General features: G+C 40.6%; 23 protein-coding genes and 2 tRNA genes. 13 read left to right on the top strand and 12 right to left on the bottom strand.

Annotated elements, in window-relative coordinates; translation table 11 throughout:
• Window positions 1–195: 195 nt before the first annotated feature.
• Together mrdA and rsmD are read left to right on the top strand one after the other, a co-directional pair.
• Window positions 196–2238, top strand: coding sequence for a penicillin-binding protein 2 (gene mrdA, locus FTV25_RS04345; protein ID WP_180002299.1), 2043 nt, complete (start codon window positions 196–198; stop codon window positions 2236–2238).
• Between the two features lie 3 nt (window positions 2239–2241).
• Window positions 2242–2799 carry a 16S rRNA (guanine(966)-N(2))-methyltransferase RsmD gene (gene rsmD, locus FTV25_RS04350; RefSeq protein WP_180002298.1) on the top strand — a complete coding sequence of 186 codons (558 nt, stop codon included), beginning with the start codon at window positions 2242–2244 and terminating at the stop codon, window positions 2797–2799.
• Between the two features lie 75 nt (window positions 2800–2874).
• Here the strand turns inward: rsmD and FTV25_RS04355 are convergent, their stop codons facing one another.
• Complete coding sequence (locus FTV25_RS04355; protein WP_004782913.1) at window positions 2875–3081, bottom strand: hypothetical protein; 207 nt, start codon at window positions 3079–3081, stop codon at window positions 2875–2877.
• 244 nt (window positions 3082–3325) lie between these two features.
• Between FTV25_RS04355 and FTV25_RS04360 the strand changes: the two genes are divergently transcribed.
• From FTV25_RS04360 to FTV25_RS04370, 3 genes are all read left to right on the top strand, one after another.
• On the top strand, window positions 3326–4075 hold the full coding sequence (locus FTV25_RS04360) for a sulfite exporter TauE/SafE family protein (protein WP_180002297.1): 750 nt from the start codon (window positions 3326–3328) through the stop codon (window positions 4073–4075).
• An 85-nt stretch (window positions 4076–4160) separates the two neighbouring features.
• Complete coding sequence (locus tag FTV25_RS04365; RefSeq protein ID WP_180002296.1) at window positions 4161–4922, top strand: 3-oxoacyl-ACP reductase; 762 nt, start codon at window positions 4161–4163, stop codon at window positions 4920–4922.
• Window positions 4923–5054: 132 nt separating this feature from the next.
• A complete protein-coding gene (locus tag FTV25_RS04370; protein WP_180002295.1) occupies window positions 5055–5378 on the top strand; it encodes a hypothetical protein in 324 nt (107 codons plus the stop codon).
• Between the two features lie 64 nt (window positions 5379–5442).
• Here the strand turns inward: FTV25_RS04370 and FTV25_RS04375 are convergent, their stop codons facing one another.
• Entirely contained in the window at window positions 5443–6021 is a 579-nt protein-coding gene (locus FTV25_RS04375) for a 1-acyl-sn-glycerol-3-phosphate acyltransferase (RefSeq protein ID WP_180002294.1), read from the bottom strand.
• 309 nt (window positions 6022–6330) lie between these two features.
• Here FTV25_RS04375 and FTV25_RS04380 point away from each other — a divergent pair, with 309 nt between their 5' ends.
• Entirely contained in the window at window positions 6331–7515 is a 1185-nt protein-coding gene (locus FTV25_RS04380) for a hypothetical protein (protein ID WP_180002333.1), read from the top strand.
• Between the two features lie 38 nt (window positions 7516–7553).
• Here FTV25_RS04380 and FTV25_RS04385 read toward each other — a convergent pair whose 3' ends face one another.
• Window positions 7554–8708: a helix-turn-helix transcriptional regulator gene (locus tag FTV25_RS04385; RefSeq protein WP_180002293.1), complete on the bottom strand. Its 1155-nt coding sequence runs from the start codon at window positions 8706–8708 to the stop codon at window positions 7554–7556.
• A 230-nt stretch (window positions 8709–8938) separates the two neighbouring features.
• Between FTV25_RS04385 and FTV25_RS04390 the strand changes: the two genes are divergently transcribed.
• Window positions 8939–9445: a copper resistance protein NlpE gene (locus FTV25_RS04390; RefSeq protein WP_180002292.1), complete on the top strand. Its 507-nt coding sequence runs from the start codon at window positions 8939–8941 to the stop codon at window positions 9443–9445.
• Window positions 9446–9515: 70 nt separating this feature from the next.
• Here FTV25_RS04390 and FTV25_RS04395 read toward each other — a convergent pair whose 3' ends face one another.
• Window positions 9516–11192 carry a YadA-like family protein gene (locus FTV25_RS04395; protein WP_180002291.1) on the bottom strand — a complete coding sequence of 559 codons (1677 nt, stop codon included), beginning with the start codon at window positions 11190–11192 and terminating at the stop codon, window positions 9516–9518.
• A gap of 510 nt (window positions 11193–11702) precedes the next feature.
• On the opposite strand from FTV25_RS04395, the gene FTV25_RS04400 reads away from it, so the two are divergent.
• On the top strand, window positions 11703–12080 hold the full coding sequence (locus FTV25_RS04400) for a hypothetical protein (RefSeq protein WP_179992096.1): 378 nt from the start codon (window positions 11703–11705) through the stop codon (window positions 12078–12080).
• A gap of 433 nt (window positions 12081–12513) precedes the next feature.
• Here FTV25_RS04400 and groL read toward each other — a convergent pair whose 3' ends face one another.
• From groL to FTV25_RS04420, 4 genes are all read right to left on the bottom strand, one after another.
• A complete protein-coding gene (gene groL, locus FTV25_RS04405; RefSeq protein ID WP_180002290.1) occupies window positions 12514–14148 on the bottom strand; it encodes a chaperonin GroEL in 1635 nt (544 codons plus the stop codon).
• Window positions 14149–14217: 69 nt separating this feature from the next.
• Window positions 14218–14508 carry a co-chaperone GroES gene (gene groES, locus FTV25_RS04410; RefSeq protein WP_004646315.1) on the bottom strand — a complete coding sequence of 97 codons (291 nt, stop codon included), beginning with the start codon at window positions 14506–14508 and terminating at the stop codon, window positions 14218–14220.
• Between the two features lie 178 nt (window positions 14509–14686).
• Complete coding sequence (locus FTV25_RS04415; RefSeq protein WP_180002289.1) at window positions 14687–15463, bottom strand: metallophosphoesterase; 777 nt, start codon at window positions 15461–15463, stop codon at window positions 14687–14689.
• Window positions 15444–16382 (bottom strand): diacylglycerol kinase family protein, encoded by a 939-nt coding sequence (locus FTV25_RS04420; protein WP_180002288.1) that lies wholly within the window; start codon window positions 16380–16382, stop codon window positions 15444–15446. The genes FTV25_RS04415 and FTV25_RS04420 overlap by 20 nt, the downstream gene beginning before the upstream one ends.
• 414 nt (window positions 16383–16796) lie before the next feature.
• Here FTV25_RS04420 and FTV25_RS04425 point away from each other — a divergent pair, with 414 nt between their 5' ends.
• The 3 genes from FTV25_RS04425 (at window position 16797) to FTV25_RS04435 (ending at window position 20893) form a co-directional block, all read left to right on the top strand.
• Window positions 16797–18626 carry a phosphoenolpyruvate carboxykinase (GTP) gene (locus FTV25_RS04425; RefSeq protein WP_034706283.1) on the top strand — a complete coding sequence of 610 codons (1830 nt, stop codon included), beginning with the start codon at window positions 16797–16799 and terminating at the stop codon, window positions 18624–18626.
• Window positions 18627–18981: 355 nt separating this feature from the next.
• Window positions 18982–20334, top strand: a complete 1353-nt coding sequence (locus tag FTV25_RS04430) for an MFS transporter (RefSeq protein WP_218947794.1) — start codon at window positions 18982–18984, stop codon at window positions 20332–20334.
• Window positions 20335–20470: 136 nt separating this feature from the next.
• Complete coding sequence (locus tag FTV25_RS04435) at window positions 20471–20893, top strand: hypothetical protein (protein WP_034590028.1); 423 nt, start codon at window positions 20471–20473, stop codon at window positions 20891–20893.
• A 55-nt stretch (window positions 20894–20948) separates the two neighbouring features.
• Here FTV25_RS04435 and FTV25_RS04440 read toward each other — a convergent pair whose 3' ends face one another.
• Together FTV25_RS04440 and folD are read right to left on the bottom strand one after the other, a co-directional pair.
• Window positions 20949–21617 carry a methyltransferase gene (locus FTV25_RS04440; protein ID WP_180002286.1) on the bottom strand — a complete coding sequence of 223 codons (669 nt, stop codon included), beginning with the start codon at window positions 21615–21617 and terminating at the stop codon, window positions 20949–20951.
• A 264-nt stretch (window positions 21618–21881) separates the two neighbouring features.
• The gene (gene folD / locus FTV25_RS04445; protein WP_034704935.1) at window positions 21882–22730 is read right to left on the bottom strand and encodes a bifunctional methylenetetrahydrofolate dehydrogenase/methenyltetrahydrofolate cyclohydrolase FolD; all 849 of its coding nucleotides are present in this window, start codon (window positions 22728–22730) and stop codon (window positions 21882–21884) included.
• Window positions 22731–22883: 153 nt separating this feature from the next.
• On the opposite strand from folD, the gene FTV25_RS04450 reads away from it, so the two are divergent.
• A tRNA-Cys gene (locus FTV25_RS04450) sits at window positions 22884–22957 on the top strand.
• A gap of 11 nt (window positions 22958–22968) precedes the next feature.
• Window positions 22969–23054: transfer RNA gene (locus FTV25_RS04455), tRNA-Leu, on the top strand.
• Window positions 23055–23185: 131 nt separating this feature from the next.
• Here the strand turns inward: FTV25_RS04455 and FTV25_RS04460 are convergent.
• Together FTV25_RS04460 and FTV25_RS04465 are read right to left on the bottom strand one after the other, a co-directional pair.
• Window positions 23186–24091: a YafY family protein gene (locus FTV25_RS04460; protein WP_180002285.1), complete on the bottom strand. Its 906-nt coding sequence runs from the start codon at window positions 24089–24091 to the stop codon at window positions 23186–23188.
• 139 nt (window positions 24092–24230) lie between these two features.
• Window positions 24231–24431 carry a hypothetical protein gene (locus FTV25_RS04465; protein ID WP_159123322.1) on the bottom strand — a complete coding sequence of 67 codons (201 nt, stop codon included), beginning with the start codon at window positions 24429–24431 and terminating at the stop codon, window positions 24231–24233.
• Window positions 24432–24461: the final 30 nt, after the last annotated feature.

Genomic DNA, 24461 nt, shown 5'->3' on the forward strand with positions numbered 1-24461 from the left:
CCTATTTTTATTTAATTTTGACTTTATCAGAATTATTAAAACTCTTGTACACAGCACTTTACAATTTTCATGTCTGCAAAGTCAAAGTTTAAACACAGGAATTGCTATAGCCAGTTTTCCATTATCAAATCCCGTACAGTTGCGCTAGAATACTCCACTTTGATTCCTTTCCCTCTGGTCTTAAGTCGATCGCGTATGAAGCAGCACTTTCCTTTAAAAAATGCACAACAAGAAAAGCGCATCTATAGCAGTCGGGTCTGGATCTCTGTCGGTATTGTGGTTTTCTTTATGCTGCTGCTGGTCAGCCGCTATGCCTATTTGCAAATTTTTAATTTTGAAACCTTCTCTACGGCTTCTGACCAGAACCGTATTCGTCTGCAGCCTTTAGCGCCAGCACGCGGTTATATTTACGATCGTAACGGTATTTTACTTGCCGATAATTATCCTGTTTTCACAGCTACCTTAAGCCGCGCCGATGTGCAGGATATTGATGATACGCTGAAACGTCTTACACCTATTCTGGAATTAACCGAAGAAGATATTGAACGTTTTCAGGCACGAATCAAGACGGCGCGTAAAACTGAGCGTGTGTCAATCAAGCTGAATCTGAATGAAAATGATATTGCCCGTTTTAGTGAGGTGAAATATCTATTTCCGGGCGTCAATATTGAAACGCAGATGACCCGTTATTATCCGCATGGTGAACTCTTCGCGCATGTGATTGGTTATGTTGGCCGTATTAATGACAAAGAACTCAAAGAAATTGATAAGGATCTCTATGCCGGATCTAACCTGATTGGGAAAATCGGGGTAGAAAAATACTATGAAGATTTATTACATGGTGTGCCGGGTAATGAATCTGTTGAGGCTGATGCTTTCGGTAATGTTCTGCGTCACTTAGGCCGTAAAGAGCCGGTACGCGGTAATGATCTGTATTTATCACTGGATTATGGTCTACAAACCATTGCCACTGAACAACTGGCCGGTCGTCGTGGTGCTATTGTCGCGATTGACCCACGTACAGGTGAAATTCTGGCGCTGGTTTCCAGTCCAAGTTTTAACCCTAATTTATTTGTCACCGGGATTAGTAGCAAAGACTATTCAGGCCTTCGTGACAGTTTGGATCAGCCACTTTATAACCGTGCGGTTCAAGGGGCTTATCCTCCAGGTTCAACGATCAAACCGATGTTTGGTATGGGTGGTCTGCATTATGGACTGGTCGACTGGAGTACAGCGATTTCTGACCCGGGCTACTTTACCTTACCGGGCGATAGTCACCGCTTCCGTGACCATAAAAAAACAGGTCATGGTGCTGTGAACCTGCATAAGGCGCAAGTGGTATCCTGCGATACTTATTTCTATGTCATGTCCTACCGCATGGGCATTGAAAAAATGAATAGCTGGATGCGCCAGTTCGGCTTTGGCGAAAAAACCGGTGTGGATTTACCAAGTGAAAGCTCAGGGCTTTATCCAAGTCCTGAATGGAAAATGCGTACCCGTAAATCCAAATGGTCACGTGGTGAAACTATTTCGGTGAGTATTGGTCAGGGTGCCTTTACCGCCACACCATTACAGCTCGCCATGGCAACTGCTATTACAGCAAATCAAGGCTCACATGTTACGCCTCACGTACTGCGTGAAAGTAAAGGTGCCAAACCTTTTACAGTACATAATGCCCCTAATGGTAAAATCGACTTTAATGGTCAACCAGATGACTGGATCAAAATGCGTGATGCGATGATCGATGTGGTTCAGTCAGGCACAGGTCGCGGAATCCGCACGCCGATGTATCAAATCGCAGGTAAAACCGGTACAGCACAGGTGAAAAGTATTGCCCAGGGTAAGCGCTATAATGAAGCCCTGCTGACTGAACGCCAGCTGGATCATGGTCTGTTTGTTGGTTTTGCACCTGCTGAAGCCCCTGAAATTGCAGTAGTCGTTGTCTGGGAAAATGGCCGACATGGTGGTTCTGCTGCACAACTGGCTAAACCGTTATTTGACTACTGGTTACTGTCTCGCGATAAAAATCCGATCCATCCTGCCGGCCATCAAATTAGTGGTGGTCTCATGACAGCAGGTATTAAACCGGGCGAATTGCCAAGTGGACCGAATCTGTTAAGTGCTGATCCGAATGCGACCCCAACACAAGAAGGCGGTCAGGCGACCCACGCACAGCCAAACAATCCGCAACCTGCAACTTCTCGCTCTACCCCTTCAGCCAATGACGATCAGGAATAATTCATGAAAAATCAACTTAGAATTATTGGTGGTGACTGGAAACGCCGTCAATTGGCTTTTGCCAGTGTCGAAGGATTACGCCCCACACCTGATCGTGTGCGTGAAACTTTATTTAACTGGCTGATGTGGGATGTCCAGAATGCCTGTGTCTTGGATCTGTGTACCGGTTCAGGTGCTTTATCTTTTGAAGCATTATCACGTGGTGCAGCTTCAGTGGTGATGATTGAGCCGGATCGTACTCAGGCACAATTCCTCACCCAAAATCTGGAATTACTCAAAGTCACCAAAGCACGTGCGCAACTTAAAGTTGCGACAGCACAACAAGCATTAACCAGCCTGAAACAGCAGTTTGATCTGGTCTTTCTAGACCCGCCTTATAGTTTGGATCTATGGGAAACTCTGGCTACTCAGGCTGATCCACTGATTAAAGAAGATGGTTTTATTTATGTAGAAGCCGATCGTGAACTGAGTACATTGAAGTTACCAAGTTCATGGCGTTTAGTTAAAAATACCAAAGCCGGTACAGTACGCGCAGGGCTGTATCAAAAAAAAGCAGCTTAAGACCTACTTATATTAAATACTTAAATAAAAAAGGAATCCTTAAAGGAATCCTTTTTTATAAATGGAAGGTAACGGTTAACGATTACGACGCCAGTCCCGATCGCCTCTGTCACGTTTCCAGTCACGATGATCTTTATGTTTTTTCCAATCCTTATCACCACGATCCCGATCATAATGTCCATTACGATCATGATGACCGCGATAACCTTCATCCCAAGGATCAACCACACAGCCTGTTAGCGCTACTGCCAATACAGATGACAGTAATATCATTTTTTTCATGTTCATCACCTCTATACCGCACTCAATTAGTATCAAGTGATTTCATGAAGAGTACGCGGAGCCATTGTTGCACTCTTGTATGATTTTGTTCATTTTCCATACTTAATTAAAGGATTTGTCTCGGATTTAATAAAAATCATTTATGCATATTTAGACTTAGATCCGCATAAATACAGCTAAGGATCTGCTTGGTTTTTCTAGCCATATTTTGAATACTACAAACTTTTCCAATACCCTGATTTTTATGACCTGGCTACTCTTTATTCTTGGTGCAATTATCGCAGGATTTGTACAGGGACTTACCGGTTTTGCTTTTGCATTAATTGCCATGTCATTCTGGGTATGGGGATTAAGTCCTCAACTTGCTGCGCCCTTAGTAGTTTTTGCCTCGGTGTGGAGTCACCTCATTTCATTATCCAATGAACCTAGACTTCCTCATCTGCACCGAACCTTATATCTACCTTATTTAATTGCTGGTCTGATCGGTGTCCCACTCGGCACCTGGTTACTGAATATCGTTGAAGCGAGTACTTTTCGTATTTTGCTTGGTATATTTCTCGTGATCTGGTGTCCACTGATGTTGCTTAATCCACAGATTAAATTGATTCAACATTCAGGTAAAACTGCGGATGCAGGGATTGGTTTGGTTGGCGGCATCTTAGGAGGTTTAGGGGGATTCTGTGGTTCTTTACCCTCTGCCTGGTTAATGCTAAAGCAACTACCGAAAGAACAGCAGCGCTATATATTGCGTCATTTTAATTTTGCCATACAGGTGTTTACCTTGGCCGCCTATTTACTGCAAGGCACCTTAAATCAGACTCACCTCCCCTATATGGCGGTACTCATTCTGGCTGTAAGTATTCCCGCTATTTTAGGCGCACGTCTGTTTCATCAAATTTCAGAATTACGTTTTAAACAGATTGTCTTAGGCTTGCTCTTCAGCTCGGGCTGCTTTCTCCTGATCAAAGAAGGCATTGACTCATTTGCGCGATAGAGCAGCTCTAAAACCTTACATCACTTTGCTTTCAGCCCTATTGCTGTTATGTTAGCCCGGATGATTCTCTAGGCGGATATAAGCGATGCAAATTCGTGATCAAATTGTACTTGTGACTGGTGGTGCACGTGGATTGGGTCTAGCCATTACCCAGCTCCTGATACAGGAAGGTACACGTGTGGTAGTAAATTACCATAGCAGCAAAACCCAGGCTGAAGCTTTACAAAATCAGTATCCTGATCAGGTCTTTGCCTGTCAGGCAGATGTAACACAAGCTGATCAGGTACAAGCTTTATTCGCTGCCAGCAAGGCCCATTTCGGAGAGGCTATCCATTCCGTTGTTAATAATGCGCTGGTGCAGTTTGAGTTTAATGGTGATGAGCGACCTAAAGTTGAAGATCTGACCTGGGAAAGCATGGCCCGTCAGTTTAGTGGAGCAGTTCAAGCCTGTTTAAATACGACGCAAGCTGCATTAGAAGATATGAAACAGGCACATTTTGGTCGTATCGTAAATATTGGGACTAACCTGGTTCAAAACCCTGTCGTTCCTTATCATGATTATACGACTGCAAAAGCGGCGCTATTGGCCTTTACCCGAACTACTGCGCAAGACCTGGGTCAGTATGGGATTAATGTGAACATGCTTTCAGGTGGATTACTGCAAACCACGGATGCAAGTAAAGCAACACCTGACTTTGTCTTTGACCTGATTGCTCAATCCACTCCTCTGCGCCGCGTGATTACGCCTGAGGAATTTGCGTCTGCTATTTTAATGTTCCTGTCACCTTATTCACGTGCAGTGACAGGCCAAAACCTGATTGTCGATGGCGGACTGGTTAAAGGTTAAAGATCGCAAAGGAAGAATGAGATTCTAAATTTCATTCTTCTATTTTTTGACCAGTTGTTGAATAAAACTACTTTTGCATAGCACATTTACTTCTACAATAGTGCGCTCCCCATCAAAGTTCATCTATTTTCTATGAAATTCCTAACGGCATTGCTCAGTAGCATGTTACTGGCAGGTTGTATGTCCAATGATCTTAAAAAGTCAGAACAGCTTCTGCAAAACTTCAATTGTACCAAGATTGATACAGCGCAAATGCCACACAGTAGTATGACGGACTATTATCAACACATGCTATACAGCAGCAAAACCAAGGTCGAATCTTATATTGAGCAATATCATCAAGGTGAAGAGCTCTTTGACCTGCCTTTATATGAAGTGGTAGAACAGCAATACAATCTTTATAAAGATGCCTGCCAGAATCTGGGGGGAATTTTATCTGAAGAGAATCAAAATTAAATTCGGCATTTATTTACCTTACAGAAAAGCAGAGTTCATCCCTCTGCTTTTCTTTTTCCTGAAATTAAAAATAGCGTTGATCAATACTGAATTTTTCAGGAAATTTAGGTTCAATATTGGCATAGAACGCCATGATCTCAGCCATATCCTGTTCATAATTTCCTGTTGGATAAATGATTTTACCTACACCCGCTTCTTTTTTCGCATAATCCATATAAGCCAGCGCAATCGGCACACCCGCATTGATCGCCACGTGATAAAAACCGGTTTTCCATTGTTCCTGACGGGCGCGTGTGCCTTCCGGTGTAACCAGCATTACTAGTTTAGGATGCTGGTTAAATAGATCTGTCATGACCTGAACCATGCTTGGACGTGGCTCACCCGGTTGTTTAGGACGACGGTCAATACCAATTCCACCCATCGCACGTACAAAAGGCCCAAATGGAAATTTCATATAGCTGTCTTTAATGGTCAGACGCACATTTACTTTTAATGCCTTTAAGGCCAAACGTGCATATAGTGCATCCCAGTTACTGGTATGTGGCGCTGCAATCATCACACATTGATCAAGGTCTTCGGGCCATTGATCATCGGTTTTCCAGCCCATTAAATTTAAAGTTTTCTCAGCTAAATTTTCAAACACAGCTACATCACAATCATTGTCAAAATTTCGCCACAGTCTAACAATGTAACAGAATATAGATAGTGCATACTGATCAATAAAGCACCAATTAATATATATTTGTATTTTTAAATTTTAGGAAGAATTTTCAATTTATTGTTATTTGAATATTTCTTCTTTCACTTCTTATAACAAGTTCGTTCTTTTAAGCAAATAATGAGTTCAATTTATTTTACTGATTTATATATTTTTCCATCCTAATTTTAGGATATGTCGATTTTGGCTTTCTTTCTATACTTCGCTGACATAATAAATTTCAGGAAGATTTTCATCAAAAAGACTTTAATTTGTCTTGCCTTAGCGGGGTTACTTACAGCATGTGGCGGTTCAGATAATGATCGTACAGAGGGTTCATCACCTGTTCCACCTACAGCTCCGGTCGGGACCGAAACTGGTGTACTGACAGATGGAATTATCTCAGGGGTAACATATATCACCAGCAGTGGTGCTGAAGGGGTTACTAATGAAAAAGGCGAATTTAAATTTAATGACGGAGAAAAGGTTAAATTCCTGATTGGTGACGTACAACTAGGTCAAGAAATTGAAGCTAAAGAACGTGTTACTCCGTTAGATTTAGCACAAACAGAAAATGCACGTACCAACCTGATGGTGTTTTTACAGTCTTTAGATACAGATAGTAATAATGACAATGGGATTAGTATCAATACTGAAGCTGCTAATGCCCTTCTTAATAAAACTTTAGATTTTTCTAAGGCCCCTACAGCATTTGCTACAGATGTGGTATCAACAGGCGTAGTTACCACAGAAAAATTGATTACACCTGAAAAAGCTGCAGAAAACTTCCAGTCAACTTTCTATAAAGATATTGCCAGTACTTGGGAAATTGGCCGTAATGCAAACAGCGCTGTTCTAATCCATATTTTAGAAGATGGCCGTTATGCCTTAGGTCAAGCAGAAGCTGCTGATGGTGATGGAACGCCTGGCATTGAAACTGGAGAGTTAAACTGGAATGCAACTACCAGTGTAATTTCACCGCGTATTATTCAAGACAGTAATGGTGAATGGGGACTCTCACATCCTGCAGGAGGCAAACCTTATACGTTAAACTATGATGGAACGACCTTAATTCTGACAGAACCGGGGATCAATACCGAATACCGTTTAAGCCGCGTCAAACAGTCTGCTAATGGTCTGGTAGGTGCATGGAGATTTAGTGACACCCATTTATTTGCCTTCTTTGACACAAACTATTATTTCTTCCTGGACACTGAAGGCGGAGATGATTGTGGCTGGCCTGGTATTGAATATGGCAAATTTATCCTCTCAGGTAATACACTTACGACCACTGAAGTTTTATTCGATACCAATGAATGTGGCGGATTACAAGACAGTTCCGATGGCAGCAAGACCATTGCAAACATCAATGTATCGGCTGAAACTCTGATCTTGCATCCACAAGGTGAAGGTCCTGTAACATTACAGCGCGTTAGATAATGAGCACTGCCTACCTAAAGAATTATCTTTAGGTAGGTTTAATTAATATGTTCAAAATGAATCGTACATCCCATCAATAAGTGCATCAGCTCAATTTGTGAAGTGCAGTCAGTTTTTTCATAAATATTCTTAAAATAAGTGCGTACTGAACTTAAAGTGATCCCACATTTCACTGCAATTTCTTCTAATTTATAGCCATTGATTAAAAGTTCACACAAATCAAATTCACGTTTTGACAGTTGATATGCTTGCTGCAAATAAGCTCTAGATAATGAATAATGCCGGTTTTTGTCTGTCATAAATACAGCAATCTGATGCTGAGCTTCAGAAAATTGCTGCATTTTTCTCAACCTTTTAAAAGGCACAACAGTGAGCATCAATTGCTGTCCTTTAGAATCCTGCAAAGCCAAGACCCCGCCTATTTCACTCGACATCTTGGTATCTTCCAGCAAAGCACTCGATAGCAATCTTTCCAGACGTTCCTGATCACCTACCGGTGTTTTCAGCCGGTTATGCATATCCATTTCCAGACATGTTGAAGCTTCAATCATGCTTTGTGCTAGTGGATTTGAATAAGATAACTTGAGATCCTGATCCAGCAAAATAATACCGATTTTTAAACAGTCTAATACGGTATATAAGCTGATATTGTCTTGTTGTACCAAACTGATTTGCCGATGAATCTGTAAAGAGCGACGCAAATGTATGCCGATCCGTTTGAGAAAATTCAGTTCAGCTGCTTCAAAACCTTGAGTGTGTGGAGCACGATGTAGTCCCATGACTGCCCAGCGATAGTTTCCTCTGTCCAGCAATACTCCCGCCATATACCCTATCCCTGTAGGCTTAAGGCATTTTTCATAAAAAATATACTGTTCTGTTCCAGGTTGATCCGCATAATGACGGCAGTCTTGATTAAGTGCCTCCCCCATATCAATTTCATTCCATAGAGGCATGTGCAGCTTCATGTCAATGACCCGAATCCGTTCCTCCTGATAAGCAGCCAGACTTTCTTCCGGGATATTGTAAGTATAAACAAAGTCATAGGCGGGATTGAATTGATCAAGACCGGTAAAAATTGCACTATGACTCTGGGTATATTGCACAATATCCTGAATGACCTCTAGCCATAAAGCAGGCAATAAAGCAGCATCATATATTTTCGCGATGATATTATTTTCCTGTTCTGCTTTCATGACCGCTCTTATTAATAATTATTTCTATCAAATCATAACCTTAAGGTTTATAAAATAAAACTAAAGAAAACCTATCGCTTATTTTGTATTTTAATTATCTTAGTTTCTCATCTACATATATTTAATCCGTTTCACTTAACGAATCAATTTTTAACAAGATCTCTCTGTATATTGATAGCTCATACTTTTAATGTAAATCCTAATACAGAAGAACAAGAGGATGATCTTCAATGAAAAAAATATTATGGCCTGCTTTATTGGTAGTAACAGTTACTAGTTTAAGTGCATGTTCTAAACAGAATGACCGCGATATGGCCAGTGCAGATACTCAATCTAATACCACAAATGCTCCTGTTACTACAGAGACTACAAATAGTCAAAGCAATATGAGTACTGAGATGAGCAGTAATGCCACTGCCAACTCAAACTGGACAGGTGAATATGAAGGTGTTTTCCCGTGTGCTGACTGCGAAGGTATTAAAGTTGAACTAGATCTTAATCCTGACAAAACTTATGAATTGAGTGAGGAATATTTAGGTAAAACTGGAAATAATGAAACTGAAACCAAAGGTAGCTTCACTTTCGATCCTCAACAACCTTCTATTATCGTCCTAGATGGAAAAGCTGAAAACCGGAAGTTTTATGTAGGTGATAATTTCGTTGAAGCTCGTGATATAGAAACAGGTAAGGAAATACAGAGTAATCTGAATTATAAATTAGTTAAAAAATCACCTTAATCATTTTGTAACTTAATAAAAAATCCCCACAAAAGCGGGGATTTTTTATTTCAACTATGTTGAGGGTAAATTATTTACCGCCAAACACATATGAAACACCTACACGGCCACCAACTTCGTTACCGCCAGCGAAACCAAGAGCAGCACTTAGAGAAGTACGGCCATCAGCGAATACGCTTGCAACACCTAAAGCACCGGCAGTTTCACCTTCATAGTGACCTACACCACCGAATACTGCGAATTGACCAGCACCGATGTTAGGAATTTGTTGTTGAGCAGCTAAAGCAATTGCAACACCACGGTAAGCAGTTTGCTCTACGTCATCAATACGGCTGTTCAAACGAGCTGCTGTAGAATTGAATTGAGTTAAACGAGAATCAACTTCCACTAGAGCAGCATCAACTTTAGCATCAACAGCTTTAGAAGTTTCTTCTAAGTAGCCTTTCACAGAAGTTTTTGAACCAGTAGCAGCGTCAACAAAAGCGATGTCACCAGTGGTTTCAATACCAGCTGCAGTTACTGTAGTTTGCGCTGTAACTTTACCATCTGTAGTATTTGTAGCTTGTAAACCGTAAGTTTTATTACCTGCTTCATCTACTGCAATAATGCCAGTTTTTACATCCTTAGTTGATGTAGATACTGGAGCATTAGAAGTTACTGTATATTTATTACCACTTGTATCATTTGCAACTAATGGGTCTGTACTAGAAATTTTGATTTCACCAGCATTTGGGGCTTTAGAAACAGACTCACCATAGGTAACGTTTAGATTTGATACTAAACCAGTATTTACTGTAGTAGTACGATCGCCACCAGTTGTTTCATCAGCTGTACCTTTACCTACTTTAGTTAAGTTAGCATCACTAGTATCGCCAGTGTAAGCAGTCAAAGTATTATCAGTTGCTTTGAAATATTTACCATTAAATTCAACTACACGATTACCATCTTTATCATCGTAAGCATTTAGTACTGCTGTTGGTGCAGTTGTAGTAGTGCCTGTAACTGAAGTTGTAGTTACTGTACCTTTCTCAAGATCAACCACTCCACCTTTCGCCACATCCAAGACAGCTAAACCATTGCCTGTAACACCAGCTACAGCAGTATTGGCATCAGCTTCAGTTTTAATTGTTGCAAGAGTACCTTGAACATTTTTTCCAGCTAAAGTGAAATCGTATTTAGCTTTACCAGCTGTATCACGATCTTCTTCAGTAATGTTACCAATTTGAACATCTTTTTTAACTGAAACTACATCAGTTGCAGTAGTTGCTGGTGATGTTTCACCTGTAAAAGTGATTTTCTCATCAACTAGACCATTATTACCATGCCAGTCAGTATTTACTAACTGACCTTCAAGAGTATAAGTTCCGGCTGTTGTTGTTGTTGTGGTGGTGGTTGATCCACCAAAAGACCAATAATTATTTTGGTCTACATTACCATCAAAGCTTAAACCACCTGTTGTAGTACCACCTGTTGTAGATGGAGTTGATTCTGTAATTTGGACTTGACCAGCAGACACTACGATTGTGTAATCTTTTGTTTCACCTGTAAATGCTGTTAGCTTATCACCTTCAAGCTTATACCAACCATTTTGAACAACCCCATTGCTGTCATTAGCATCTTCTACTTTAACAAGAACATCACCTTCAGCATTTGCGTATTTTACTACATCTGCTTGGTTCACTGCTGCTAGCGCACCAAAACTTACTGCTGCTAATGCAGCTGCCAATAAGGTTTTTTGAAATTTCATATAAATTTCCTTCAATTTTTATAAAAAGACTGGCCTACCCTAGGATCATGTAAACCAGCAAAACTGTTACGAATGCGTGGTTAAAAGGGAATTACGCCATTCATACCCCACCGCCACCGCGGTCCTGAGGCAATAATATACAAAACATAACAAATTTATCAATCAAAATTTGATTTATTTTTTAAATATTAATTTATCTATTATGTTTAATATTAATTTATATGTATAACTTTATGTTTTTATTGCATATATAATTGGATTATAATCATCAACTAAAAGTTTATGTTGTTAGAATTATTTACTAATATTTGAATTAAGCTGAGCTAAATAAATTTGATTTAAGAAATAAAGAAAATTCATTACAAATAATTACAACAAGTTATCTTAAATAAAGTTGTTACAATTGAAATATTTTCGAAGTTTTCTTAAAATTAGGCTCTGAAACATTGTAGTATTTAAAATACTTTTTAAGGCTAGGCTTAAAAGTATAGGAATAGATAGAAGGAATTTATGAGCAGCCAAAAAGAAAAAAATCTATTTGCTGAACGGCTGAAAAGTGCTTTAACAAATGCAAGACATCCTATAAGTCCTACTTATTTATCAAAAGAATTTAATTATCGTTATGACGGTCCAGCTATTTCAGTACAGTCAGCAAATAACTGGTTGTTAGGAAAGGCAATTCCTAGCCAAGATAAATTGGCAATACTCGCAATTTGGCTTAATGTTTCCAACCAATGGTTAAGATTTGGAGACCATGATTTTAATCCTGCCCCTCAAGTTTCAGAACACGATACTGAAGATTTGGATTATTATTTAAAGTTTCGCTCTTTAAAAAATACCCAGAAAGATATTATTAAAAAGTTGATTGATGAATTTAATCAATTGTAATCTTTTGAGTGAAGTAAGCTAATAGCTTTCTATGTTCATATTCACTTTTCTTTAAACGATCTTCATACTCTCTTAATTTTCGGTATAAAGATTTTAATTCATCCTTACTAACCAGTACCAGTTCAGATTGATCATCTGAATTCTCACCCTCATTTATAACTGTATTGCTCATATTGCCATATATATCAATTATATTTTGATCAAATAATAAATCAAAACTTTACACAAACCAAGCCTAAAAACATTACAAAAGTAAACATTTTTCATTTATTTAAAAAAAATTGAATACTTCATCAATCATTTATGACTATAAGTCAACTTAAGTCTCAAATTTTACTATATTTTTCACGAAAATCTCACTTTTATTTTATTTAAAATTAAAAAAATCCCCACAAAAGCGGGGATTTTTTACATCATATGATCGAACGATGTATTACATCATGCCGCCCATACCACCCATGCCGCCCATGTCAGGCATTGCTGGTTTTTCTTCCGAGATTTCAGTGATCATGCACTCAGTTGTGAGCATTAAGCCCGCTACAGATGCAGCATGCTCAAGTGCAGAACGGGTTACTTTTGCAGGGTCAAGAATACCCATTTCCAGCATGTCGCCGTATTCACCAGTTGCCGCGTTATAACCGAAGTTACCTTCACCGTTTTTCACAGCATTGATCACAACAGATGGCTCATCACCAGCATTGGCTACGATTTGACGAAGTGGCGCTTCAATCGCACGACGAAGAATGTTGATACCTACGTTTTGGTCATCGTTAGCACCAGTCAGACCATCAAGTGCAGATGCAGCACGTACCAGTGCAACACCACCACCCGCAACAACACCTTCTTCAACCGCAGCACGAGTTGCGTGAAGCGCATCATCCACACGGTCTTTCTTCTCTTTCATTTCAACTTCAGTTGCAGCACCGATTTTAATCACTGCTACACCGCCTGCTAGTTTAGCAACGCGTTCTTGAAGTTTTTCTTTGTCATATTCAGAAGTAGATTCTTCGATTTGTGCACGGATTTGTTGTACACGTTCAGAAATCTGATTTGCATCACCAGCACCATCAACAATCACTGTATTTTCTTTAGATACAGTTACTTTGTGGGCAGTACCTAAGTGTTCTAGTGAAGTTTGATCTAACTGCATACCGATTTCTTCAGAAATTACAGTACCACCAGTCAGGATCGCGATATCTTGAAGCATTGCTTTACGACGGTCACCAAAACCAGGTGCTTTAACAGCACATACTTTGATAATGCCGCGCATGTTGTTTACTACAAGTGTAGCCAACGCTTCGCCTTCAACATCTTCAGCAATGATAAGAAGAGGCTTACCAGTTTTCGCAACAGCTTCTAGAACAGTGATCAATTCACGGATGTTGCTGATTTTCTTGTCAACCAACAAGATGTATGGGTTTTCAAGTTCAGCAGTCAACGTATCTTGTTTGTTTGCGAAGTATGGAGAGATATAACCACGGTCAAACTGCATACCTTCTACAACATCAAGCGAATCTTCGAAGCCTGAACCTTCTTCAACAGTGATTACGCCTTCTTTGCCCACTTTCTCCATTGCTTGTGCAATCAGAGAACCAACAGTGGTGTCAGAGTTTGCAGAAATCGAACCGACTTGCTCAATCGCTTTAGAATCAGAAGCTGGTTTTGCAGTTTGTTTAATATTTTCAACAACAGTTTTCACTGCAAGGTCGATACCGCGTTTCAGATCCATTGGGTTCATACCCGCAGTTACTGACTTGATCCCTTCGTTCAGGATTGCTTGAGCCAATACAGTTGCAGTTGTTGTACCGTCACCTGCGATATCATTGGTTTTTGAAGAAACTTCACGAACCAGTTGCGCACCCATGTTTTCGAATTTGTCTTTCAGGGTAATTTCTTTCGCAACAGATACACCATCTTTAGTAATGTGCGGTGCACCGAAAGAACGGTCGATTACAACGTTACGGCCTTTAGGACCTAAAGTCACTTTCACCGCATCTGCAAGGATGTTCACACCAGCGATCATTTTTGAACGAGCTGAATCACCAAATTTTACGTCTTTAGCTGACATATTTGACTCCGAATATTGTTATATCTTTACAAAATCTGAATTGGAATGAGTAAAACGATCTGGCGCAGATTAAGCTTCTAATACTGCCAGAATGTCAGACTCTTTCATGATTAAAAGTTCTTCGCCGTTTACTTTTACAGTTGTACCTGCATAAGTACCGAACAATACTTTGTCGCCAACTTTTACGTCTAACGCGCGTACGCCATTGTCAGTGATTTGACCATTACCAACTGCAATGATTTCACCTTGTGCAGGTTTTTCAGCAGCAGAACCTGGAAGTAAGATGCCCCCAGCTGTTTTTGTTTCTTCTTCAACACGACGAATAACAACGCGGTCATGTAATGGACGAATGTTGCTCATAAATAACTCCATCAGACTAAGTCTTTTTTAGATCACCGATGACGACTTATTTATTCCATTGGTCATCATCAAAATTTTTTGATGTCCTTTTTATGGAGATGGAATAAAACGCTTCAAGGGCAAAAATGAAAAAAAATTGGTTTTTTTTTAATTTTTTGGTGGATTGCGTATTTTTTGTCTATTTATTTACGGGATCAGGCTGTTGAACAAAGGTTTTTAACTGTTCATCAAAACAATATTGCGTAATTTTTCCTGTTTCATCAATTGCATTAAAGCTATTCGGCTGATTCTTATGGAGTCGATGCGACGCAGAAGTCCCAGCATGTACATCATAAACTGGATGATCTCCTCCCAATTCGAATATACGGTTCAAATCATAGACTGCGATACGATGCAAATGCCCATGCAATACAGCAAACAGACCATGTTGCGACCAAGACTCCAATGCAATTTTGGCCATCAGGGGAATATCCTTAAACCCCCGCCTATTCTGAAATGGCACATAAAAAGGTTGATGACTGACAATAATCTTAATTTTGGAAGCAGGTGCCTGCTGTAGTTTTAGGTCAATCCTTTGAATCTGCTCAAGGGATAAATGGCCTTTGGTATGATATCGACGTCTAATCGAATTTACCCCGATCAGATAAAAATGTTCAGTTTCTAAAACAGGCTCGAGTTCACCGAAAAATAATTGATAACGGGTAAATGGAGTAAATAGCCGATTCCATAAATGATAAAGCGGAATGTCATGATTCCCTGGTATCACCAGATAAGGCGTATTCAACTGATCCAGAAACCGTTTACAGGCAAAGAACTGCCCCAAACGTGCTCGCTGGGTGAGATCGCCGCTGACTACCACCGCTTCCAATGCATGATCCCGACAAAATTGTTGGATGGCTTCCAAACATTCAGGCCTTTCTGTACCAAAATGTAGATCAGAGAGATGCAGAATCATGAGGCACCATTACACTTAAACTATTTTTTAAAACTGAAATATTTAAAGGTGGTGTCATTTCTACCGTTTCTCCATCTATAGCTACCATTAATTTCTTACGTTTAGACTCAATTCGCACCTGATCTGCAGCAAAACTATAAACATTGGAGGCTTGATCAATCTTGCCCCGGATTAACTGATATACCAGCTTGAATAACGTCAGCTTGTCACTTTTGGAAACTACAACCCCAGCCACCTTCCCTTGCTCAGCTGCTTGGGCAATCCGCATTTTCATATCAGCCAATTGAAGTGGATTATTACCAAAGAAAATCAGTGGAGTTTTGACCGGATATTTCTTCTGACCTACCCAAATTTCCAGTTTTAATTCTTTACGGTCACGAATCAAAACATCGAGTGCTGAGGTATAGGCATGTAAAGGGAAACGGCCAAATATGCGATTATAGTCTTCACGTTTTTTAATAAATAAGGGATATAAGCCCAGACTAGCATTGTTCAGGTAGATTTCCTGATTGATGCGTGCCACATGGATACGTTTGGTTTGACCCGTTGCAATGACTTGTGCGGCTTCAACCAAATCTAAAGGAATATCCAGCAATCTTGCCGCATAGTTAAAAGTACCTAGAGGCAATATTCCTACTGGAATATCAGTTTCAAGCAGGTGTTTGGCGACTGAATTGAGCGTTCCATCTCCTCCAGCCGCCACGATCACACCATGATCTGGCGATTGTTGATGCCGTTGCAGCACTTCAGCAATGACTTTTTTGAACTGTTCTGGATCGTTGATTTCAAAGGCTTTAGTCTCAAAATCATGCGCTGCAAAAATATCTAGTAATTGCTCATATTTTTCTTGTTGGTCGAATAGACGGAAACCAGAATTATGATTATAAATAATGGATAAGGGTTTAGATTGATTAGACATTTTTTACACAGATTGATGCACACCTATTGGCATTTTGTCCAATTCATAAACAATTAATAGTTGCTTTATGTAAAATTCGAATGGCGACCATTTATTTAATCAATAACAAATATAACTGAACAATTTTAATTAAGTACTTGATTTAAATAAAAATAATTAAAATAAATACCGCACATAAAGTTAATAAATATATATTTAAGATTTTGAATTTATTTATATCTTATTGTTTTATATAAATTTAAACAGAAAATAGCATAATATTCCAAATAAAATCCAGCACTTCTTTAGTCTTATTTTTTTGATGATTTTATGCTTTAATACAGCCACTTTTTTTCATATTTCATCTGGCCAGTATTTTATTGACCAGATTGTACTTTGTACAAAATTTTGTACACATTTGAGATAGGCCTCACCATGACCCAAGTGAACGCACCAGAATTCGTTCGTCACCCTAAGCTTATTGCATGGGTGGAAGAAATTGCTAAATTAACAAAACCAGCAAAAATTGAATGGTGTGACGGTAGCGCAGAAGAATATCAACGTTATATCGACTTGATGATCGCTAACGGCACAATGCAAGCGCTTAACCAAGAGAAACATCCTGGTTCTTATCTTGCAAATTCTGATCCTTCTGACGTTGCTCGTGTTGAAGACCGTACTTTTATCTGTTCTGCAAATAAAGAAGACGCTGGCGCGACCAATAACTGGGAAGATCCAGCAGTTATGCGCGAAAAATTGAATGGTCTGTTTGACGGTTCAATGAAAGGTCGTACCCTGTATGTGGTTCCATTCTCTATGGGTCCTTTGGGTTCACACATTGCGCACATCGGTATCGAATTAACTGACTCTCCTTATGTGGCAGTCAGCATGTCTAAAATGGCTCGTATGGGTAAAGCTGTTTATGACGTTCTAGGTACAGATGGCGAATTTGTCCCTTGCGTACACACTGTGGGTGCACCACTTGAAGAAGGTCAAAAAGATGTTGCTTGGCCTTGCAACAAAGAAAAATACATCGTGCACTACCCAGAAACTCGTGAAATCTGGTCATTTGGTTCTGGTTACGGCGGTAACGCATTGTTAGGTAAAAAATGCCTGGCTTTACGTATTGCATCTTATATGGGTCGTCAACAAGGCTGGTTAGCTGAACACATGTTAATCCTTGGCGTGACTAGCCCTAAAGGCGAAAAACACTACATCGCAGCTGCATTCCCATCTGCTTGTGGTAAAACAAACTTCGCGATGCTGATTCCACCAGCAGGTTATGAAGGTTGGAAAATTGAAACTGTAGGTGACGATATTGCCTGGATCAAACCAGGTGAAGATGGTCGCTTATATGCAATTAACCCTGAAGCTGGTTTCTTCGGTGTAGCTCCTGGTACAAATACCAAAACGAATCCGAACTGTATGGCAACGCTTCATAAAGACGTGATCTATACAAACGTTGCTGTAACTGACAACGGTGAAGTTTGGTGGGAAGGTCTGACTAAAGAAGCACCTGCGAATCTGACTAACTGGAAAGGCCAACCACATACTGGCGAAGAAAAAGCGGCTCATCCGAATGCTCGTTTCACAGTTTCTGCTGGTCAATGCCCTTCTATCGATGCTGATTGGGAAAATCCAGCGGGTGTTCCAATTTCAGCGTTCATCTTCGGTGGTCGCCGTGCAGACACAGTGCCTCTAATTTCAGAAGCATTTGACTGGGTTGATGGTGTTTATAAAGCTGCAACCATGGGTTCTGAAACGACTGCTGCTGCTGTTGGTCAACAAGGTATCGTTCGTCGCGACCCATTTGCGATGCTTCCATTTGCTGGCTACAACATGGCTGACTACTTCACTCACTGGTTAGAAATGGGTGAGAAAGTTGGCGAAAAAGCTGCTGCTGCTGGTAACAAACTTCCTGGTATCTACAACGTGAACTGGTTCCGTCGTGATGCTGAAGGTAACTTCGTATGGCCTGGTTTCGGTCAAAACATGCGTGTTCTTGAGTGGATCATCGATCGTTGTGAAGGTCGTGCTGATGCTGTTGAAACTCCAATCGGCCGTGTACCTACTTACGAACAGCTAAACTGGACTGGTTCTGATTTCACTAAAGAACAATTTGACCTTGTAACTTCTCAAGACAAAGATCAATGGATCAAAGAACTTGAAAGCCACACTGAATTGTTCAACAAATTGGGTGATCGTCTGCCAGAAGCGTTGAAAAAACGCCAAGCTGAACTTCTTGAAGCGGTTAAATCTGCTTAATTGCTGATTTAATTTTAAAAAGGTCGCGTAAGCGGCCTTTTTTATTACCTTAAGATAAGGTTAAAGCCAATCGTTTAATCTGTTTTACATCTAAATAAAAACCACATTTACTGTTCATTAATCTCCTTAAAGAACAGCATTTAACCAGTTAATCCAATATAAAAATCAAGCAATTACTCTAAACAAATGGTAAATTTATGTTTTATAAAAATATTTGAAAACTACATTATTTATTAAGACTAAAGTCCTATAAAAAGAGAAAACTTGGAGGCGTATAAGTATATGAAATCTCCTCACTTTCTCTCTCACTAAAACATAACTTTTTAGATTTTATAGCAATGAAAATTTAAAAAAGATGTGTTTTACAGCATTCCTTTGGAGCAATGTTGTGAATCAGCCACTTCCTGAAGCTGCTACACCGCAGCTTGATCGTAAAACACGGGTTAAATCTATTCTCGGTGGTTCTGCAGGTAACCTGGTCGAATGGTACGACTGGTATGTTTATGCAGCCTTTACCTTATATTTCGCTTCACAGTTCTTCCCTGATGGCGACAATACCGTCAAACTTCTTCAGGCTGCTGCTGTATTCGCACTTGGTTTCTTGATGCGTCCGATTGGCGCATGGATTATGGGAATTTACGCTGACCGCAAAGGTCGTAAAGCAGGTTTGACCCTATCCGTTTCTCTAATGTGTGTAGGTTCCCTCATTATTGCCTGTGCACCCACCTATGATTCAGTGGGTATGCTGGCCCCTGCGCTGCTGTTATTTGCTCGCTTATTGCAAGGTCTGAGTGTGGGGGGTGAATACGGTTCAAGTGCCACTTACTTGACCGAAATGGCAGGTAAAAATCACCGTGGTTTCTACTCAAGCTTCCAGTATGTGACCCTGATTTCAGGTCAACTATTGGCACTCTGTGTCTTGATTTTCCTACAACGCACTTTGACAGAAGTACAACTCACTGAATGGGGCTGGCGTATTCCCTTCCTGATCGGTGCATTCCTGGCAATTGTAGTGTTCTGGATCCGTCGCGGTCTGGTAGAAACACAATCTTCAAAACAGGCTGTTGAACAGGCGAAAAAAGGTGGTCCTAAATCCGGTGCCTTAGCATTATTCACCAAATACCCTAAACAGGCATTTACCGTGATCATGCTAACTGCAGGTGGTACTTTAGCTTTCAATACTTTCACTACTTATTTGCAGAAATATCTGGTGAACACTTCAGGATTTGAAAAAACCACAGCGACTGAAATCACGACTCTTGCGATCTTTGTATTCATGTTATTGCAACCAGTTGTGGGTGCACTTTCTGACAAAATTGGCCGCAAGCCAATCATGATTGCTTTTGGTGTGCTTGGTGTACTATTTACCATTCCTATCTTTAATGGCTTAGGCTCAACTACCAACCCAACAACTGCATTCATGCTGTGTATGAGCGGTATGGTAATTGTAACTGGTTATACAGCGATTAATGCAGTGGTAAAAGCTGAGCTATTCCCTGCACACATTCGTGCCCTAGGTGTAGCTTTACCTTATGCAATTGCTAACACCCTGTTTGGCGGTACAGCAGAACTGGTAGCTTTAAGTTTTAAAAATGCCGGCCATGAAAACTACTTCTTCTATTACATTACTTTTATGATTGGCCTGTCACTGCTGACTTATGTCTTTATGAAAGACACTAAAAAGCACAGCATGATTACTGATGACTAAGTAACTGTATTGCTTTAGGAGCTTTCCGGATGGAAACATTCGGAAAGCTTTTTTATTGGAATTTTATGTTTACTGCCATTCCGCTATTTCATTGCTATGGCATACTTGTCTGATAAAAATACGGGAAATCATCATGATGAAAAAAACAGTTTTTTTACTCGGTTTAACTATCGGCACTTTAGGCCTGACAGCATGTCAGACGGCACCTCAACAATTTAACGGTCAGACCGGTTATGAAATTCTGGAACGTTCAGAAAATTCCGCAACCTTAAGCTATACATTAGCAGGACGACCAAGTCAGGATGAAAACAGGTTACAGGCTGCTTGCAGACAAGTTCTTGGAACCTCTAAAAGTTATAATATCCAGATTATTAATAGTCAGGAAATAGTTAACCCAACTCCTGAACAGGTTCAGTATGGCCGTCAACTCGGGGATAGCCGCACCCAAATCAGTTTGAGTAATACACCTGATTTATATAACAGTGAAAATCCGGGTGCCCGAGAGGCATTAGAAGCTCGCCCTACCACTGTACGTGTGATTCGCTATACCTGCTCATAAAACAGAGCATAAAAAAGGGCTTGATGCCCTTTTTTTCTTTTTCAATTCTTGGATGTTATTTAGTTCGATAGAAGCTGACATTACGGAATTCTGGTGATTCATCCAGATCTGGCCAGGTAGTCGCACTACGTTCATCCAGTTTGAGATATTGCGGATGACTAAAATTTTTCACCCGACTATCTGCGACCCAGACTTCTGGTGCAAATTTCAGGAATTCATCCAGGAAGAAACGGTTACACTGATCATAGAGCACATCTGCCGCTAGCAGTATATCCACCTGTTCTGCTTTATAGAGATCATCCAGATATTCCAGCTCAACATCATTTAACTCAGCATTGGCACGACAGGCATCCAGACTGACCTGATCGATATCACAACAGATCACACGTTTGGCTCCTGCCATTTTCGCTGCAATAGCAACAACACCTGATCCTGCACCAAAATCTAGTACCACTTTGTCTTTGACATGATGCGGTTCAGCCAGCAACCACTGTGCCATGGCCAATCCTGATGCCCAGCAGAAGATCCAGTACGGCGTATCATTCCAGATACGACGAATCACTTCATCATCTAGTTTGTCTGTCGGAAAGACTGGTGGAATCAGCCAGAGTGAAATCGGTGTTTCTGGTAGCTGCTGTGCCATCAGTTCACAATTAGGAATAACTTGGTGTAAGGCTTGAAGTAAATGCTCAGGGGCTTTAGGAAATTGGAAAGTACAGCTCATGATAGAAAGCCTTGATGCGAAAATATCTTTATTGGAATTTATACATTAATCGGATACATGACCACGTCATTCGCAGCTGTTCGAGGCAGACTGAAATCTAATTCGTCCTGTTTTTGCGACACATCAACCACGCAAAAGAAATATGACGAGTTCTGCGAATGACAAATGGTTTTGGTTACTTTTGCCGAAACAAAAGTAACGAATGAGCTTCTTACATCTATAGTCACAACGATACAACTCCGCCGTAACTAATTAAAATTTCAATTAACCCAAAGCCTTCTCAGCAGCTTCTACAGTTTGACGAATCAGCGTAGTGATTGTCATAGGACCTACACCACCCGGAACTGGGGTATAAGCAGAAGCGATTTCTTCGATACCGACTAATTGAATATCACCCACACCACCGCCATCACGTGGGTGGAAGCCAGCATCAACAACCACTGCACCTGGTTTAATCCAGTCTTTCTGGATCAGTTCAGCTTTACCCACCGCACCCACGATAATGTCAGCTTGTTTTACAAATTCTGGAAGGTTTTGAGTACGTGAATGGCAAATAGTCACTGTAGCATTCGCTTCAAGCAACATTGCTGCCATTGGTTTACCTAGAATCGCAGAACGACCAACCACTACCGCATGTTTACCTGCGATTTCAATATTGTTTTCTTTCAGGATGGTCATGATACCTGCAGGAGTAGCAGAACCGTAAGCTGCTTCACCCATCGCCATACGACCATAACCCAGGCAAGTCACACCATCTACATCTTTTTCAAGCGAGATTGCATCGAAACAAGCACGTTCATCAATTTGTGCAGGAACCGGATGTTGTAACAGAATACCGTGAACATCCGGATTTGCATTCAATTTTTCAATTTCAGCCAGCAATTCTTCAGTAGTCGTTTCTTTTGGAAGCTCAACTTTTAATGAATCCATACCAACACGGCGGCAAGCATTGCCTTTCATACGTACATAAGTTGCAGATGCGCCATCGTCACCCACCAAAATAGTCGCAAGAATTGGAGTACGACCTGACTTTGCTTTCAGCGCTTCTACGCGAGTTAACAAGTCAGCTTCAATTTGCTTCGCCAATGCACGACCGTCTAGAACTAATGCCACGGCACTTCTCCCAAGTGTTGATATGAATCAATTTTGCACATTCTACATGATAATTCTGAATATTTTCCGCCATATGCTGTTTTTATGCGCATACAAATGAATATCCTATTGTTTTTTTTTCAGAGCTTGATAATATACGCATCAACAAGACGCGGCGGGGTGGCAGAGTGGTCATGCAGCGGACTGCAACTCCGTGGACGCCGGTTCGATTCCGACCTCCGCCTCCAATCTTGTTAAAGCCCGAGTGGTGAAATCGGTAGACACAGGGGATTTAAAATCCCCCGCCCACAAAGCGTGCCAGTTCGAGTCTGGCCTCGGGCACCATTCTTCTACTACTGAAGATGGTGCAAATAAAGAACCCAGCGAAAGCTGGTTTTTTTATGCCTGTAATTTGCTAAATCTAATTCTCAATAGAATTCTATAAGCATTCGCCAACCTGCTCTGCTTTCAAAATATTATCCAGCAGAGCGTAAATAACCTTCCAGATCCTGTTCCAGTTTTTCCTGAAAATGAATCGGCTCAATGATCTTTACATGCGGTAGCCAGTAACGTACCAGTGGCAGCAACTGCATTTCATGACGAATCTGACAACTGATTAATAGTTCTCCAGACTCTGATTCCTGTTCGATCTGCTGTTCCGGAAATAAACGGCGCTCTTTAAAAAATACCGTGACTTCAGGTTGCACCTTCATCAAAACCTGCTGTTTTTGCTGACCAAACCAGATGCTGTCTTCATCTGCCAGCATTTTCAGAACTTCAAGATCATGCTCAAAGCTTTCATTTTCAAAAACCAGTTTGACTTCCTGCAACTGACTTAAACGATAAGTTTTGAGTTCAGCTTCAGTGACACCAGCCAGATACCAGATGCCATGATGATGAATCAACCGGTATGGCTGGATGATTCGTGCTTGATCGGAATATTGCAGCTCAACCTGCTGCCGTTTATAGATCGCCCCTGCAAGCAGCTTGAAATGCTCGGCAAACTGTTTGGCATCTTCAAAATAATAGCCTTTTGCCGAAAATACCTGATTTGCCCGCTCATCCAGCAATTCACGAATAAAAGACATATCCAGTGCCGGATACAGCTCACTGATTCCGGACAACTGTGCAAAATTCTGGATATCCTGCAACTTGAAACGCCCTAAATATGAAGGCTCAAGATAATAGCGTTTGGTATTTTGATCCTGTATGAGCGGTAAATACGCATTCAGACGAACAAAATCACGCTCAATGGTACGGGTGCTGACCTGAAATTCTCGTGCCAGCTCCTGTACACTTAACTGATGCCCTATATTAAGTTTGGTTAAAATATTTGCCAAACGGTCTGCGAGGCGCTCATGCGTTGACGCATTGCCCTTCATAAATACCCTCTTCGTGCCGCTTGTGCAGCACAATGAATCATTTGCTTAGAATTTTTAAATTATGGGAAAATTATACAGCCAAATAAAAACAAGATTAGAGTTATTCACTTCAACTTAAGGCTAATAGGCAAGATGTTTTTTAAGATTTTTTACGACGTTTGTAGTGAGGTTTTGGTGCTGAGTGGCTCAGCCGTTCCATATAGCGTTCCAGATGCAACATGGCTTGATACAGCTTGTGTAAATCGGAACGAAGTAACTGATTACGGATAATCGCTTTATGCAAACGCTTCAATGCACGAAAGCCATGTTCATGCGTATAAGGGGCCGACACTATCTTCATAATATACTTCCTTTTAATACGTGACATTTC

This window comes from Acinetobacter sp. YH12249 (assembly GCF_013417475.1).
In the GTDB taxonomy this organism is placed as follows: Bacteria; Pseudomonadota; Gammaproteobacteria; order Pseudomonadales; family Moraxellaceae; genus Acinetobacter.